Genomic DNA, 17869 nt, shown 5'->3' on the forward strand with positions numbered 1-17869 from the left:
TAGTAACTGAGAAGTTACTACCTTCAATATAAATATTAAGTACTATTTCTAAAAAATATATTTAAATACAGAATTGATTTTTTAATGACCAGTTAAATTACTATCACCAAATTTATCATTGAATGGTTTTATAATTCTGTTTATAGGTCCTTTTAGAAGTACATTTAAACAAATAGATAGAATCATAAATAACAACAGAACTAATATATCTTTAGTTAAATTTGGAGCATATATACCACCTACTGCTTCTCTTGTAGCGCCTATTGCATAGGTAAATGGCATTATAGGGTTTATTCTTTGGAAAAATGTAGGTGTAACCTGTATAGGGAATGTACCACCAGAAGAACCAATCTGAACTACTAATAGTACTATTGCAATTGCTTTTCCTACATTTCCAAATACAGAAACTAAAGAATAAACAATAAAGTTAAATACCATACTAGTAAACATAAGCAGAAGTATCAATAAAATTGGATGTTTTGCTGTTACTCCTAATAATAGTATATCTCCAGTTCCGATTATGAAGCCTTGAATAAGAGCTATACTTAGAAAAGTAAGACCTCTTCCAAAATAAATTTCATATGGCTTATAGTTTCCATGTACAGATGTAGATAATAATGCAGAAAGAAGCAATATACCTACCCATGTAGAAAGAACACTATAAAATGGTGTCATTGCAGAGCCATAATTTTCAATTGGATATAATTTTTCTGTTTTCACTTCAACAGGTTCCTTTAAGAAGTTAGACTTGGTTAATATATCACTTTCAAGTAAGCTGACTAATTTTTTCATATCTTCACCATTACTAATCTTACTTAAATTATTAATCAAGTCATCTAGCATTCCTTTTGCTAGAGGAAGCTTTTCTCTTATTAATGATATACTTTCCTGTGCATTTCCTGATAGACTTAGAGAAGTAGTCAGTATTTCTTCAACCTTTGGAAGTTTTGCTTCTGCCTTGTCTAGTACAGTGATTATATCATTTGCTACTTTTATACTGTTTGAAAATATGCTATTTATAGGTTTTGATATTTTTGAATCAAAATTATTTAAAATATTTAAATTAATCCTTCCGATACCATTTGATAAACTTAAAACGTTATTTAATGCACTTATAGATGGTTGTTGCCCAGATATAACCTTGTTTTTAATGTCATTCAATGTTGATATAGAAGAATCTATTTTATTGTTAGAGTCTTCTAAGTTATCTATTACATCATCCAATCGATGGTTTGATGTAAGCTGATTTAATTTAGTTAAAAAGTCTTCTAATGTATCATTTAAAGATTGTAAATTAGAAAGCTTTTCTGATAAATTATCTATCAACTTAGGTACATCTTCGCTTCCATTATTTACGGCATCAATTAAATTTAGTGTAAGAGAAGAAGCAGAAGATGAAAGGTCAACCATTAAATTTAAATCAGATTTTATAAGAGGAGAAAGTTCATCTAAATTATCATTTGTATCCTCTAAGAATTTCTTTAAATCATTTGATAACAGTTTTGTATCATTTAAAGTCTTTTTAATTGTAGGTAAATCTGATTTAATATCTTTAACTGTATCAGACAACTTTGAAGTAGCATCAGAGGCTAAATCGACAGTCTTATTTATATGGTCGAATCTCTTTTGAAGGTCGATAAGAGAACTTTCAACCTTTGTTAATTTTGGAAGACTGTGTTCAATTCCTGCACCAACTCCATTTGATATACCAAGAACAATTTCACTTACTGTTTTCACTATAGTCTGATTAACTTGCAACTGTATTGTAGAAGCACCTTTATCAGTAATTTTTGGTGCAACTGCATTTATTTTTTCATTTACTGTATAAATAATTTCACCTTTTTTAACATCATCTGTAATTAATGATGTTAAATCTTTTGTAAAATTCTTTGGAATTTTAAGTGATGCATAATAAGTACCTTTTTTAACACCTTCAAGAGCGGTTTTTTCATCTACAAATTGCCAACCTAAACTTTTATTATCCTTAAGTTGTTCAATTAATTGGTCTCCTACATTAATCTTCTGACCTGCTATTTCATTTCCTTTATCTTCATTTGTTACTGCTACAAGCATATTAGCGGTACTTCCATAAGGGTCCCAAGATGCCTTTATATTAAACCAGGCATACAAAGAAGGTAAAAAAGCAAGTCCGACAACTATTACAAGTACTGCATAATTTCCACGTATATCTTTTAGGTCATTTTTAAAAATTTCTAATATATTTTTTAAACCATTTGAAGGTTTTAAATTCTTGATATTATTCCAGTTTAAAACTTCTTTTAAACTATTAGTTTTTTTCAAATGTCTCACCTCCTAAAATATTTTGATAGAGAAAAAGTTAGATTTATAATCAATTTTAAATTATATTACTTTTTAGACAAATAGTAAAGTTAAAGTTTTGTCTTAATTTTAATACATATATATTATATATAATAGTATGCTATAAATATATATAAATATAGGAAATAAAAACAAATAATTTATAAAGTGTATAGTATAAAATTTAATAATAAAACAAATATTTATAATTGATACAATCAATTAAATTAGCCATTATGATATACTTTTGATAATGAGAAAATTCTATGAAGGGATGATTAAATGAGGTATTTTAAAAAATACATAAAAAAATATATAGTGTTATTTTTTACAGCAGTATTTTTTTTGACACTGGAAGCTTTTTGTGATTTAGCTCAACCAACTATAATGGCAAAAATAATCGATATAGGAGTTTCAAATAAGAGTTTAGATTACATATTATCAACAGGAGCTTTAATGATAGGTATAACCTTTTTAGGTGCAATATTTTCAATAATAAGAAGTATAATCTCAGCAAGAGTTTCTCAATGTTTTTCTTATGATTTGAGACAAGATGTGTTTGAAAAGATAAATACATACTCATTAAAACAAATAGATAAATTTGGTAGAGCTTCACTAATAACAAGAATTACTAATGATATTAATCAAATACAACAATTCGTACATGGAATGATGAGAGTTTTTATAAAATCACCAATCATGTGTATAGGAAGTTTAATTATAGCTATAAAATTAAATTTAAAGATGTCAATAATTATCTTAGTTGCAGTTTTAATCATATTTATTATAATATTACTCAATATGAAGATTGGCTATAGATTATTTAAGAATGTGCAAGAAAGTACAGATAAGATAAATTCAAAATTAAGGCAGTTTTTAAGTGGCATAAAAGTAGTTAAGCTATTTTGCAGATATGATTATGAGAGCAAACGTTTTGAAGAGTTAAATGAGGCGCTTTTCCAAAACAGTAGAAAAGCTACAACAATGATGTCATTTTTTAGACCTACAATTACAATAATTATTAATGTTTCCATAATAATAATCTTATTAATTGGAAGATATTTAGTTTATTCAGGGGAAATTAAAATTGGAATTATAGTTGCTTATGTAAATTATATGACTAGGATATTAACATCACTTATAATGATTTCACATGTTTTTAATGTTTTTGTTAGAGCAAAAGCTTCATATGAAAGAGTAAGTGAAGTTTTGCTTGATGAGAATGAAGAAATAATTGAGAAAAATGTAAATTTAGATATTGAAGAAAAGAAATTTAAACTTACAAGTGGTGATATAGTTTTTGAAAATGTGTATTTTTCATATAATAAAAATACGGATGAACAAATATTGAAAAATGTATCTTTTAAAATAGAAGAAGGTCAAAACATTGGTGTAATTGGTCAGACTGGTTCAGGAAAGACTTCTTTAATAAATTTAATTCAAAAATTATATATAGTTGATAAAGGAGATATTAAGATTGGAGGAAATAGTATATACAGTATTTCTGAAGAAAGTTTAAGAGAGGGAATAGGTGTAGTATTTCAAAATAGTAGTGTGTTTGGGAAAAGTATACTAGAAAATATAATTATGGGAAATAAGGATATAAGTAGAGAAGATGTTATAAATTCGTGCGAGATAGCAAATGCAAATCAATTTATAACAAAACTTGAAAATTCTTATGATGAAGTTTTATTTCAAAGGGGTAAAAACCTATCAGGAGGACAAAGACAAAGAATTACGATAGCTAGAGCTATAGCTAAAAAGCCACAAATATTAATCCTTGATGATTGTTTTAGTGCAATGGATATTAATACAGAGACAACTATTAGAAAGAATATAAAAGATTATATAAAAGATTTAAGAGACAAAGAAAATAAGAAATGTACTATAATAACTATTTCACAAAAGATTAGCTCTATAATTGACTGTGATAAAATTTTAGTCTTAGATGAGGGAGAGGTGGTTGGATTTGCTACACATGAAGATTTACTGGTTAGTTCTCCAATTTATAAAAAAATTTTTGAGTTGCAGAACTTAGCAAATGAAGATGTAAATTAAGGAGGAAGTATATTGAATTTAAGTACTGGAAATCAAAAGGTCAGTAGATTAAAGAAAAAAGAGAAGCCTAAAGATTTTAAAAAAACATTTAAAAGAGTTTTTATATACTTTAAAAAAGACAAAAAGATTACTAGATTCATTTTTTTGCTAGTAATAATCGACTCTATTATATCAACTATAATACCATATACTCTTGGAAAAGTAGTTGACATAATAAATATTGATACGTATTCGAAGTCCATTTTCTTAAAAGGCATAATTATATTACTCTCATTTTATATAATTGAATTTTCAGTTAAACTGTCTAAGGGGATATGTACAGCTAGACTATCTCAAAGTATAGTTAAAGAGATGAGAAGTAATTTGTTTTTGAAATTTAAAAATCTACCAATAACCTTCTTTGATAAAAGTTCTACTGGAGATATTATGAGCAGGGTAACAAATGATGTTGATAATATTAGCACAGGAATCTCAAATTCATTAGTACAATTAATTACAGGAATTTTAAATATATTGATGACTTTCATTATGATGTTTATATTAAGTCCAATTTTAACATTTTGTAGTATTATATTAATACCAATAGTAATGTTTCTAAGTAACTTTATAGCAAAGAGGACTAGAGTTCTTTTTAAACAACAACAAGTGGAGTTAGGGAAGTTAAATTCTCATATTGAAGAAATGGTATCTAATATAAATGTAGTAAAATCTTTTAACTATGAAAGAAAGTCTATAAATGATTTTAAGGAAGTTAATGATAGACTACTGAATATTTCACTCAAATCGCAAATCTATACATCTCTTTTAATGCCTATTATGAATGTAATTAGCAATATAGGGTTTGCAACTATATGTATTATAGGTGGAGTCTTGGCGTCTAAAGATATTATAACTATAGGAGTTATAGCTAGTTTTTTAAGCTATGTAAGACAATTTACAAGACCATTGAATGAATTGGCAAATCTATTTAATACATTACTTTCAGCAATAGCAGGATGTGAAAGAGTTTTTGAGATTATAGATGAGAAAGAGGAAAAAGAAGTAAAGGATGTATTTAAAGACAAGTTTAATGATAACAAGAATGATAATCTAAATTCTTCTTTTTCAAATGGAGAGATAGAGTTTAAAGATGTAAGTTTTTCTTATAATTCAAAAAAGAAGATTTTAGATAATATAAACTTAAGGATAAAGGCAGGCACATCAAATGCCATTATAGGAGAGACTGGTAGTGGGAAAACAACAATTATAAATCTAATTACAAATTTTTATCAAGTAGATAAAGGAAGCATATTTTTAGATGGTGAAGATATATATTCTATTGATAGAAATTATTTAAGAACTTGTTTTGGAGTAGTTCCACAAGAAAGTTATATATTTAATGATACAGTTATGGAAAATATAAGATATGGGAATCTAATGGCTACTGATGAAGATGTTATATATGCTAGTAAAATAGCAAATTCACATAAATTTATAACGAAAATGCATAGAGGATATAATACTGTATTATCAGATAGGGGGGAGGATTTAAGCGAAGGTCAAAAACAGTTAATAAGTATTGCTAGAGCAATATTAAAAAATGCACCTATACTTATTTTGGATGAAGCTACAAGCAATATAGATATAGCAACAGAGGCCAAGATTCAAGATGCAATAAATAATTTAACTTTTGGAAAGACCAGTATAATCATAGCACATAGATTAAGTACTATATCAAATTGTGACAATATAATAGTTTTAGAAAATGGCAGAATTTTAGAATCTGGAAATCATAAAGAATTAATAAAACTAAAAGGACATTATTATAGAAACATACTGTTAACACAAGGAAAGTAAGTGTTTAGAAAAAACTTTAAAAAAATTGTTTAAAGGTATATGCCTCGGGTATATATAAACTAACTTGATAAATAAAAAATTTAATTTGATATATAAAATTTAGGAGGAAAGTAATTATGAAAAAATTTGTTTGTACAGTATGTGGATATATACATGAAGGGGATGCTGCACCAGCACAATGTCCAGTATGTAAAGTTGGAGCTGATAAATTTGAAGAAATGAAAGGCGAAAAAAATTGGGCTGATGAGCATAGAATAGGTGTAGCTCAAGGTGTAGACGAAGAAATAATCGAAGGATTAAGAGCTAACTTTGTTGGTGAATGTACAGAAGTAGGAATGTATTTAGCAATGAGTAGACAGGCTGATAGAGAAGGTTATCCAGAAGTAGGAGAAGCTTATAAGAGAATAGCTTTTGAAGAAGCTGAGCATGCTGCTAAATTTGCAGAACTTCTTGGAGAAGTTGTAGTTGCAGATACAAAAGAAAACTTAAGAGTTAGAGTTGACGCTGAGTATGGAGCAACTGATGGAAAACTAAAATTAGCTAAAAAAGCTAAAGAATTAGGATTAGATGCTATACATGATACAGTACATGAAATGTGTAAAGATGAAGCTAGACATGGTAAAGCATTCTTAGGATTATTAAATAGATATTTTGGAAAATAAATTTAATATAAGTTAAGTAGATTTTTAGGAGTATATCATTTATGATTTTTAAAATTATAAGGATATACTCCTTTTTAATAGTTGTATTTTATAGCTATAATCTTGTAAATATTTAAATGAGTATAAATATAGTTTTAATGAAATCAATTTTTTAGTTTTATTATCTCTAATTTATATAATGATGAAATTAATTTGATGTAAATATATTCGAAAAACTAACTGGCTGGGGGTCATGCCTACTGCATATCTTGTGTAATATTTGTTACAGGAGTGTTGATTTTTACTACTTAGTCACTTTTACTTTGCAGAAAGTTTCTTGTAATAAACGGATTATTTTATAAGTCAGATTTTAGAGATAGTAAATTGACATACTTAAAAGAATACATTAAACTAAATGTAAAAAATATCGACAGGTGGTGGACAATCTGATTAAGTATATACATAAAAGTAATATAGCTATTGTTATACTACATGAAATTTATGGAGCTAATAATTTTATAAAAGATGTTTGTCAAAAGTATTATAAAGATGGATATGATGTGTTTTGTCCAGAGCTTTTGGGAGATAGGAAAGTTTTTTCTTATTCAGAATCTCAAGAGGCGTATGGTTTTTTTATAGACAATGTTGGATTTGATATTTATAAACAAGTAGAAAAACTTATAAATGACTTAAAATCAGAATATAAATATGTACTTGTTATAGGATATAGTGTTGGTGCGACTATTGCATGGAGATGTAGTGAAGACTCTCTTTGCGATGGTATAGTTTGTTGTTATGGTTCTCGAATTAGAGATTATATGGAGGTAACTCCGAAATGTCCTACCTTGTTAGTGTTTGCAAAACATGATTCATTTGATGTTGATTCTATTTTTTGCCAACTTTCTAGAAAACAAAATGTTCAAATCGAGATTTTAGATGCAAATCATGGTTTTATTGATACATACTCAAAAAATTATTCTGATGTTCAAGCACAAGTGTTTAGTACTAAAGAAAAAAGTTTCTTAGATAAATATTTAGTATAGCATATTATAAAATATATAAAAGATTTAATTAATCTTAAAAGTTTTATGGCACTATTGATATTTGAAAATATTAGTAGTGCCATTAGATTTTAGTGTTATTATATTTTTGAGATATAGTTAATTGACATTATAGTGTTAATTATGTCTTTATGATTTTTAATGAGTTTATAATACTATTTATTTAAATAAACAATAAGAAAATTCTTTGTACTTGAATAAGAATATTATATGAGAATATTGCAATTTGATATATTTACCATTACAATAAAAGTAGTTACAACTGAAATTCTAAATAAGTTAAAGTAAGTTGGCAAATTGGAGGTTTTTAAATATGAAAGCATTTAAAAAGCACTTCTTAGTACTTTCTTTGATATTTTTGCTTATTGTATCGTGTCTTAATAGTGTTCAATGTTTTGCCGATGAGTCTGAAAATTCAAAAAAAATACGAGTTGGATATTGTGATAACTATGGAATTATATCTTCATCCGAAGAACATTCTTATACAGGATATGGTTATGATTATTTAAAAGAAATTTCAAAGTATACAGGATGGAAATATGAATTTGTAAAAGGGTCTTGGGAAGAATGTTTAGATAGATTAGAAAACGGTGAGATAGATTTACTTGGACCTTTACAGAGTAATGATGAAAGAGGTAAAATATTTAATTTTCCTAAAATAAGTTCAGGATATGAATATAGTGCACTATATACAAATGAAAGTAACTACAATATGTTTTATGAAGATATAAGTTCATTTAACAATATGAGAGTGGCTGTGCTCAAAGGTAATTTTCATAATATTGCATTTGAGAAGTATAGAAAAGAAAATAAATTTTCAGTAAAATATATATATTGTAATTCTATCGATGAGTTAATTGAGTCTGTTAATAAAAATAAAGCAGATGCTTTTGTTTGTGGAAGCATTGTAAATGCAAAAGGAATGAAGATAGTTAGTAAGTTTTCAATGGAACCTTTTTATTTAGCTACTACAAAAGAGAAAACTGATTTAGTAAAAGAATTAGATTATGCTTTAAAAGAATTAAAAATGAATGATATGTACTATGATATGGAATTATATAAAAAATATTTTAAAAGAGATGTTACTAATTCTATAGCATTTACTCGTCAAGAAATTAATTTTATTAAAGCCAATCCAAAGCTTACTATGGTATACGATTCTGAGTGGTCTCCTGTTGAATATTATGATGTAGAAAGTAATTCATTTAAAGGTATAAGTTCTGACTTAATGTCAATTATATCAAAAAAATGTGGAATAGAATTTGACTATATTGAAACAAAAAATTATAATGAGAGTCTTAATTACATAAAAAATGGAAAGGCAGATATGCTTTGTGGCTCAATTAATGAAGATGATAAAGAAAAACGATTTGGTATGAAACTGACAAATCCATACATAAATATACCTATAGTTATGGTTGGAAAACTAGGAACTAATCTCAATAATGATTTAAATATTGCTTTAACAAGTAGTTATAAGTCTATTGATTCTTACATAGAAAAAAGCTTTGAAAATGCCAAAACAACATCCTATAAGTCTATAGAAGATTGTTTAGATGCCATAGATGAAGGAAAAGCAAGCCTAATGGTACTTAGTTCTTATCAGTTTGATGAACTCTTAAAGGAAGGAAAATGTAATAATCTATCGATTATATCTGTTTTAGATACTAATTATGGAATGTGTATAGGAGTATCAAATAAAATTAGCCCAATATTGATATCAATTTTAAATAAATCAATAGGCAAAATTACTGATGAACAGTTAAATGACAGTATATATTCTAACACCATTAATAAGCCTTATAAGGTACCATTTGGTATCATTTTTAAAGAGTATTCATTACAAATTATTATGTGTATTTGTATTATGTTTTTAATTGCCATCAAATATATAATTTACAATAAGAAAAAGAAAGAGGACTCTCTAAAGAAAATTGCATATACAGATTCATTAACAGGAGCAGCGAGTATAGAGAAGTTTAAAATAAATGCAGAGAAATTATTTGCTAAAAACAATCCAGAATCATATGTGTTATTTTATATGGATGTTGATAAATTCAAGTACATAAATGATATGTTTGGATATGATGTGGGAAACAATACTTTAATACATATATCAAATACTATTGCAAGTGAATTGCATGAGGATGAAATTTTTGCAAGAGTTTCTGCTGACCATTTTGTTCTTCTTATTAGATATAAGACAGATGAAGATATTAAAGCAAGGCTAAATAGTATTTATAACAAAGTTCAGATATTTAGTAATCATAAGATAAATTACTATAAGTTGATTTTAGATTGTGGTATATACAAAATAAATAAAGATGATAGAGATATAAACACTATTATGGATAGAGCAAATACTGCAAGAAAGACTATAAAAGGTGGTCATAAAAATTCATTTGCTTTTTATAATGATGAAATGCATAAGAAAATACTAAAAGAAAAAGAAATTGAAAATACAATGATAGATGCTCTTAACAACGGAGAATTTATTGTATATTTTCAGCCTAAATATAGTCTTTTAGATTACCAGATTATAGGGGCTGAAGCACTTGTCCGTTGGGATAATCCAAAGAAAGGACTAATCCCACCAATAGAATTTATTCCTGTATTTGAGAGAAATGGCTTTATTGTAAATATTGATTTCTATGTATTTGAGGAAGTATGTAAAAAGATTAGAGAATGGATGGATGAAGGTCAAAAAGTTGTACCTATATCTGTTAACTTGTCTCGAATGCATTTTGTAAATAGTAATTTTGTTGAGAAGTTTAGACTAATTGTAGATAAATACAGAATACCAACAAATTTTATAGAATTAGAGCTAACAGAAACAGCAGTATTAGATAATATAGACGGTTTAATTGACACAATGAATCATCTAAAAGAAAATGGGTTTGTGATTTCTATGGATGATTTTGGAACAGGATATTCTTCGCTTAATCTTCTAAAGGAACTACCTGTTGACATATTAAAATTAGATAGGGCATTTTTTACAGAAAAAGATGAGAGTAACAATGAAAAAATTGTTATATCTAATGTCATTAGAATGGCAAAGGAATTAAAAATGAAGGTAATCTCAGAAGGAGTAGAAACCATTTCACAATTAGATTTTTTAAAGCAAATTGGATGTGATATGGTACAGGGATACTTATTTTCTAAACCAATGCCTGTAAAAGATTTTGAGAAAATAGTTTTTAAAAAAGAAGAAAAAAATGTATAAATAATGTGAAAACATCTACACAATAAAGATGCTTTAAGATAGTTAAACATACTATCTTAAAGCATCTTTATTTTTGTATGAGTTTTTATCAAAATTATTAATAGACTGAATCAAATGAGAAAAAAAATCAAAAGAATACAATAATCACTTGCAAAGTTCATACTATTATGATAGACTTAAATCAAAATTAAGAATTGTAAAAAGAAGGAAAAAAATAGGTGATTATTTTAACTGACTAAAATTTAAGATAAAATATTGTAATTTATATATGAGATAACGATTGCTTATAAATTTAGATTAGTTTAAGAGGAGGAATATTATATGATGCCATTGATACTATCAAATACAGGAGAAGAAGTAGTTATAAAGAAGATTTCAGGAAGTGACAAGACAAGAACTTTTTTAAATAGTATAGGTTTTGTAGTAGGTACAAATGTTAAAATAATTTCTAAGATAGATGGGAATTTAATAATAGATGTAAAAGATACTAGAGTTGCATTAGACAAAAAGATGGCAAGTAGAATAATAATATAGGGAGGTAATGATATGAACAGACTAAAGGATATTAAGTGTGGGGAGACTGTAAAAGTCAAGAAGTTAGAAGGGGAAGGAGCCACACGAAGACGTATAATGGATATGGGAATTACGAGAGGTGTTGATGTATTTGTAAGAAAAGTAGCTCCTCTTGGAGACCCAATTGAAATAACAGTCAGAGATTATGAACTATCAATTCGTAAGTCAGATGCAGAAAAAATTATCGTGGAATAATAAAATTAATTAATTAGAATGGATTTAGTGCAATTACATAATGAGAATGATTTTCTGTATCATGAATAGTTATGTACTTAAATAATAATGGAGGGAATGGAAATGTCAATAAAAATAGGTCTCATAGGAAATCCTAACTGTGGTAAGACAACAATGTTCAATGGGCTTACAGGTTCATCGCAGTATGTTGGGAACTGGCCAGGAGTAACAGTTGAAAAAAAAGGTGGAAAGTTAAAAGGAAATAAAGATGTGGAGATAGTAGATTTACCAGGTATTTATTCTTTATCACCATATACATTAGAAGAAGTGGTTACACGTAATTTTATGTTAGATGATAAACCAGATGCAGTAATAAATATAGTAGATGCATCAAATATAGAGAGAAATTTATATCTTACAACTCAAGTTTTAGAATTAGGTATACCTACTGTTATAGCTCTTAACATGATGGATATTGTTAATAAGAATGGCGATAAGATAAATATTAAAAAGTTGTCTGAGGTTATAGGTTGCCCAGTTGTAGAAGTGACAGCAGTTAAAGGTCAAGGAATCATGGAAGCTGCTGAAAAGGCAATTGAACTTGCAAGTAACAATAATAAATTAAATTTTAAATTACCTTTTGTTGATGAAAGTAAGGTAGCAATAGAAAAAATTGAAAAGATAATAGAAGAAAAAACTCCATACATAGATATGGAAACACGTTGGTTAGCTATAAAGTTATTTGAAAGAGATGAAAATGTTATACAAAAACTTCATATTTCTAAAACAATATTGAATAACATAGAAGAAATAACTAGAGATTGTGAAAATGAATTGGATGATGATAGTGAAAGTATAGTAACAGCAAATCGTTATGAATTTATTAGTTCAATAATTTCAAGTATAATAAAGAAGAATAGAAAAGGTAAGGAAACTGTATCAGACAAGATAGATAAGATTGTAACAAACCGAATATTAGCATTACCTATTTTTGCACTTATAATGTGGGGAGTTTATTATATAGCAGTAAGTTCATTGGGCGCTATAGCAACTGACTGGACTAATGATGTACTGTTTGGAGAAATTATTCAAGGAAATGTAAGTAATTTTATGGCTTCTTTAAATGTAGCTGATTGGTTACAAGGACTTGTAGTTGATGGTCTAATTGGTGGAGTTGGAGCTGTATTAGGATTTGTCCCACAAATTATGCTTCTATTCTTATTATTATCAATATTAGAAGATTGTGGATATATGTCACGTGTAGCTTTTATAATGGATAGAATTTTCCGTAAGTTTGGTCTTTCAGGAAAATCATTTATACCAATGCTTATAAGTTCAGGTTGTGGAGTTCCAGGAGTTATGTCAACTCGTACTATAGAGAATGATAGAGATAGAAAAATGACTATTATGTTAACTACATTCATTCCATGTGGAGCTAAAATACCAATAATAGCATTATTTGCAGGAGCATTATTTGGAGGTGCTTCATGGGTAGCGCCATCAATGTATTTCTTAGGTATAGTAATGATAATCATTTGTGGAATTATATTAAAGAGAACTAGTTTATTTGCAGGAGAACCATCTCCATTTGTTATGGAATTACCTCAATATCATGTTCCAAGTGCAAAAGGTGTTTTAATACATATGTGGGATAGAGGAAAAGCCTTCATAATCAAAGCAGGTACGATTATATTTGTAGCTTGTGGAGCAATCTGGTTCTTACAATCATTTAACTGGTCATTACAAATGGTAGATGCTGGAGATAGTATATTAGCTAGTTTAGGAAATATAGTTGCACCAATATTTGCACCTCTTGGATTTGGAAACTGGCAATCATCAGTAGCAACAGTTACAGGTCTAGTAGCCAAGGAAAATGTAGTTGGGACATTTGGAGTTTTATTTGGTATATCAGATGCGACAGAGCAAGACCCAGCACTTCTTGGTTCAGTTGCAAGTATGTTTACAGTAGCTAGTGCATTTGCATTTATGTCATTCAACATGCTTTGTGCACCTTGCTTTGCAGCTATTGGAGCTATAAAAAGAGAAATGGGTTCATGGAAATGGACATGGATTACATTAGGATTCCAAACTTTAACAGCATATATAGTTGCTCTTCTTATCAATCAAGTTGGAAGTTTAGTTTTAGGAACTGGAGGAAGTATTGCTGGGGCAATAATATCTATAGTTATAGCAGTAGCTGTAGTATTGATAGTTTTAACTTATTCAAATAGAAATATGAAAAAAGAAAAAATCGGTAAATTAAGTTATATGAAAAATTAATTCATATAAATAAGGAGTGGTGAATATGGCTACATTTATTATAGCAGCTATTGTAGTAGTATTGATGGCGTTAGCCATAATGCATATGGTTAAAAATTCAAAAAAGAATGGTAGCAGTTGCGGATGTGGTTGTTCTGGTTGCTCAAGTAGTAAGAGCTGTAATACTAATAAGAGATAGATAAAATAAGAATCTGATAAAAAGTTAAATTACTTTATTATCAGGTTCTTATTTTTTATACAAATAATAAATTTCATGTTTGAAGTAGGTTAGACTATGTTGTAATTTTAATGTATAATTATAGACAAATATATGATTAGGAGGGATTATTGCTAAATAAAGCAATATAAATGTATATTATGTTTAAATTTGATGTGACAAATGAGCTTATGTGTATAGCAAGGGGAAGTGGCAAATTTTTTGCAAAAAAAGGTGCTATGGTAGCCTTTAAAGGAAATTTTAATTTTGAAAAATTATTACTTGGTCCTAATAATGGTGGTGGTTTAGGAAGAGCACTGTTAGGGCATGTTCAAAGGTCATTAACAGGAGAACAAATGCCAATAATGGTTGTTGAAGGTGAAGGTGAAATTTACCTGGCTCAAAATGCTTATCATGTAGATGTAATATCGATTGACCCAGGTGATTCAATTTATGTTGAGAGCGAAAATTTATTGGCATTTTCTGAACAATTGCATTATAGTGTAAAATTAATTGGTTCAGGGGTACTATCTCAAAAAGGGCTTTTTACTACACATTTAGTAAATAAAACAGGCCAAAATCAAGATGTTGCCATAATAACAGATGGAAATCCTCTAATACTTGAAGGGCCTTGTTGTGTAGACCCAGATGCATTAGTAGCCTGGACTGGAAGGGAACCATATCCAAAAGTAGCAAAATTATCATGGAAGACTTTTATTGGTCAGACTTCTGGGGAATCTTATCATATGGAATTTGTTGAACCTGGACAAATAGTCATCATACAACCATCTGAAAGATTGTCTGGCTTAAAAACAGATTCTACGCCTTCTGATAGAATGAATTCAGGTGGGTTGAGAATTGGTATAGATTAAATTTTATAATGTAGTTTAATCACTCTTTAGGATTTTAAAAAATAAAAAATGTAGCAGGGATAGATATATTAAAAGGAGTCTTATATGATTGAGAAAATTCATAAAAAATTCAAAGGATATTATATTTTTTTAATAATTTTAATTTTATGGAAAATTGTATGTGTTCTAGGAATATGGAGTAGCTATATCTTGCCTCCTCCTGAAAGGGTTCTAGATACTTTCATAAAAATGATATACGATGGTTCTATTTTCTTAAATGCCTATGCTAGTATAAAAAGAATATTGATAGGTTTTTTTATAAGTTCACTGATAGCAATACCACTTGGAGTTATATTTGGAGTAAATAAAAAAATGTATGAATATTTCAAACCACTCTTTGAATTTATGCGAAGTACACCTCCACTAGCTTTAGTTCCAATGCTGATTTTATGGTTTGGAATAGGTGAAGAATCCAAAATTATAATTATCATTTTGGCATCTTTTTTCCCTATATTTTTAAATACATTGAAAGGCATAAAGAATTGCGATAATAAATTAATAGAAGTAGGTAAATCTTTTAACTTATCTAAAAAGAGAATTTTTTATAAAATAATAATTCCTAATTCTATGTTAGATATTGTTGTTGGACTTAGTTTAGGTCTTGGATATAGTTTTAGAGCTATAATTGGAGCAGAACTTATTGCAGCTTCTTCAGGTCTAGGATATTTAATTTCTGATGGAAAAGACATGTCACGAACTGATGTTGTATTGGTAGGAATTTTTGTTATTGGATTTTTAGGTATACTTTCAGATTATCTATTTTCAAAAGCAATAACAAAGTTTAGTAAAGGGAAGCAGGTTGATTTAAATGGTTAGAAATGGATTTTTGTTAGAGAATATACATAAAAAATATTTAGTTGATAATAAGGAACACTTGGTTCTTGATGATGTATCTTTAAATATATCTAGCGAAGAAATCACTGTTATACTAGGGGAGAGTGGATGTGGTAAGACAACATTACTTAGAATTTTAGCAGGTCTTGAAAACGCTACTAGTGGAAATGTATATTTTTACAATAATGATAAACAATGTATTCCAAAAGTAGGTGTAGTATTTCAAGAAAGCAGACTAATGCCATGGTTGAATGTGAGTGAAAATATACTTTTACATACTGAAAAAAAGAATAAAAATAAGGTTGATTTGGATAAGTATTTAAAAATGATGAAACTTGAAAAGTTTAAAAATTCATATCCAAATGAATTATCTGGGGGGATGGCTCACAGAGTAAGTATAGCAAGAGCACTTTCCTTCAATCCAGATATTTTACTGATGGATGAGCCATTTGCGGCACTAGATTACTTTACAAGAAGAAAAATGCAAAAAGAAGTTGTAAATATCCATAAAAATACTAAAAAAGGTGTAGTATTTGTGACTCACAATATAGAAGAAGCTATGGAAATAGCAAAGAAAATAATTGTTTTTAGTAAAAATAAAGGGATTAAACAGTTTAGTGTCGAAGATGAATATAATAGAGATTTAACAAAAAGCTATTATATAAGCTTAAAAAAAGAAATATTAAGGGAATTGGGGGAGTTTTAATTGATTAAGAGAAACAAAAAGATTTTAGCAGTAATGACATCTTTAGTAATGGTGTTGGTTGGTACTGTAGGTTGCTCAACAAAAAATGACGAGAAAGATGCACCTGCAAAAAAAGAGGCTAGTTTACCTAAGGAAATAAATCTGACTTATGTGAAATCACCACTTAATGTTCCTAGTATACTTGAAAAAAAGGATGATTTATTTGGAAAGGAATTTGAAAAAGACAATATAAAAGTTAATTTTCATGAATTGACAACAGGACCAGAGCAAACTCAAGCACTAGCTGCAGGAGAGATAGACTTTTTACATGCATTAGGAGGAACATCTGCAATAATAGCTGCTTCAAATGGTGTTGGTCTTAAAGTTACAAATATTTACAGTAGATCACCAAAAGGATATATGCTTATAACTAATAATGAAAATATTAAATCTATAAAAGATTTAAAAGGCAAAAAGATAGTAGGACCAAAGGGTACTATACTTCATCAATTGTTAATTGCAGCACTTGCTAAGGAAGGTTACACTATAGATGATGTTGAATATGTAAATATGGATATTCCTAGTGCTGCTTCTGCATTAGAAAGCAAAAGTGCTGATGTAGCAATGCTTGCAGGTCCAACGGCATTAAAAACAATAAACTCAGGTGCTAAGATGATTGTAAATGGAGAAGGCTTAGTTAGTGGAATAATAGTTACTGCAGTAAGTGATGATTTTGCTGAAAAATATCCTGAGTTAGTAAAAAGATTTATGAAAGTTCATGAAGAGACTTTAAAATATATGGATGAAAACAAGGATAAAGTAATGGATGTTGTATCTAAAGAAGTGGGGCTATCTTTAGATGAAACTAAAGAAATGTATTCTTGGTATGATTTTAGTTCTAAAATAACAGATAAAGATATAAAAGAGTTAGAAGACACACAAGAATTCTTAATGTCTAATGGAATGCAAGAGAAGAAAATAGATATTAAAGACATGTTGTACAATCAAAACTAGAATGTTAAATTAGAAAATACACCCTTTTTATTATGGAAACAGTATAGTAAAAGGGTGTATTTTT

General features: G+C 28.0%; 14 protein-coding genes. 13 read left to right on the top strand and 1 reads right to left on the bottom strand.

What is annotated here, in order from left to right:
• Positions 1 to 81: 81 nt before the first annotated feature.
• Positions 82 to 2310 (bottom strand): YhgE/Pip domain-containing protein, encoded by a 2229-nt coding sequence (locus ACTG46_RS07945; protein ID WP_407814110.1) that lies wholly within the window; start codon positions 2308 to 2310, stop codon positions 82 to 84.
• A 291-nt stretch (positions 2311 to 2601) separates the two neighbouring features.
• Between ACTG46_RS07945 and ACTG46_RS07950 the strand changes: the two genes are divergently transcribed.
• The 13 genes from ACTG46_RS07950 (at position 2602) to ACTG46_RS08010 (ending at position 17805) form a co-directional block, all read left to right on the top strand.
• On the top strand, positions 2602 to 4377 hold the full coding sequence (locus ACTG46_RS07950) for an ABC transporter ATP-binding protein (RefSeq protein ID WP_479923907.1): 1776 nt from the start codon (positions 2602 to 2604) through the stop codon (positions 4375 to 4377).
• A 12-nt stretch (positions 4378 to 4389) separates the two neighbouring features.
• On the top strand, positions 4390 to 6213 hold the full coding sequence (locus ACTG46_RS07955) for an ABC transporter ATP-binding protein (RefSeq protein WP_219673521.1): 1824 nt from the start codon (positions 4390 to 4392) through the stop codon (positions 6211 to 6213).
• Positions 6214 to 6329: 116 nt separating this feature from the next.
• The gene (locus ACTG46_RS07960; RefSeq protein WP_074178981.1) at positions 6330 to 6875 is read left to right on the top strand and encodes an NADH peroxidase; all 546 of its coding nucleotides are present in this window, start codon (positions 6330 to 6332) and stop codon (positions 6873 to 6875) included.
• A 413-nt stretch (positions 6876 to 7288) separates the two neighbouring features.
• Complete coding sequence (locus tag ACTG46_RS07965) at positions 7289 to 7897, top strand: dienelactone hydrolase family protein (RefSeq protein WP_176702482.1); 609 nt, start codon at positions 7289 to 7291, stop codon at positions 7895 to 7897.
• A gap of 331 nt (positions 7898 to 8228) precedes the next feature.
• Positions 8229 to 11138 carry an EAL domain-containing protein gene (locus ACTG46_RS07970; RefSeq protein ID WP_284181841.1) on the top strand — a complete coding sequence of 970 codons (2910 nt, stop codon included), beginning with the start codon at positions 8229 to 8231 and terminating at the stop codon, positions 11136 to 11138.
• Between the two features lie 321 nt (positions 11139 to 11459).
• Positions 11460 to 11672 (top strand): FeoA family protein, encoded by a 213-nt coding sequence (locus ACTG46_RS07975; protein WP_021384253.1) that lies wholly within the window; start codon positions 11460 to 11462, stop codon positions 11670 to 11672.
• 12 nt (positions 11673 to 11684) lie between these two features.
• Positions 11685 to 11906 (top strand): FeoA family protein, encoded by a 222-nt coding sequence (locus tag ACTG46_RS07980; RefSeq protein WP_021384243.1) that lies wholly within the window; start codon positions 11685 to 11687, stop codon positions 11904 to 11906.
• A 102-nt stretch (positions 11907 to 12008) separates the two neighbouring features.
• Positions 12009 to 14165 (top strand): ferrous iron transport protein B, encoded by a 2157-nt coding sequence (gene feoB / locus ACTG46_RS07985; RefSeq protein ID WP_479923908.1) that lies wholly within the window; start codon positions 12009 to 12011, stop codon positions 14163 to 14165.
• A gap of 25 nt (positions 14166 to 14190) precedes the next feature.
• Entirely contained in the window at positions 14191 to 14343 is a 153-nt protein-coding gene (locus ACTG46_RS07990; RefSeq protein ID WP_054269974.1) for a FeoB-associated Cys-rich membrane protein, read from the top strand.
• 179 nt (positions 14344 to 14522) lie between these two features.
• The gene (locus tag ACTG46_RS07995) at positions 14523 to 15233 is read left to right on the top strand and encodes an AIM24 family protein (protein WP_054276440.1); all 711 of its coding nucleotides are present in this window, start codon (positions 14523 to 14525) and stop codon (positions 15231 to 15233) included.
• Between the two features lie 84 nt (positions 15234 to 15317).
• Complete coding sequence (locus ACTG46_RS08000) at positions 15318 to 16088, top strand: ABC transporter permease (RefSeq protein WP_054269975.1); 771 nt, start codon at positions 15318 to 15320, stop codon at positions 16086 to 16088.
• On the top strand, positions 16081 to 16812 hold the full coding sequence (locus ACTG46_RS08005; protein WP_054269976.1) for an ABC transporter ATP-binding protein: 732 nt from the start codon (positions 16081 to 16083) through the stop codon (positions 16810 to 16812). The genes ACTG46_RS08000 and ACTG46_RS08005 overlap by 8 nt, the downstream gene beginning before the upstream one ends.
• On the top strand, positions 16813 to 17805 hold the full coding sequence (locus tag ACTG46_RS08010) for an NrtA/SsuA/CpmA family ABC transporter substrate-binding protein (protein WP_079739707.1): 993 nt from the start codon (positions 16813 to 16815) through the stop codon (positions 17803 to 17805).
• Positions 17806 to 17869: the final 64 nt, after the last annotated feature.

This window comes from Clostridioides sp. LIBA-7678, from assembly GCF_056716065.1.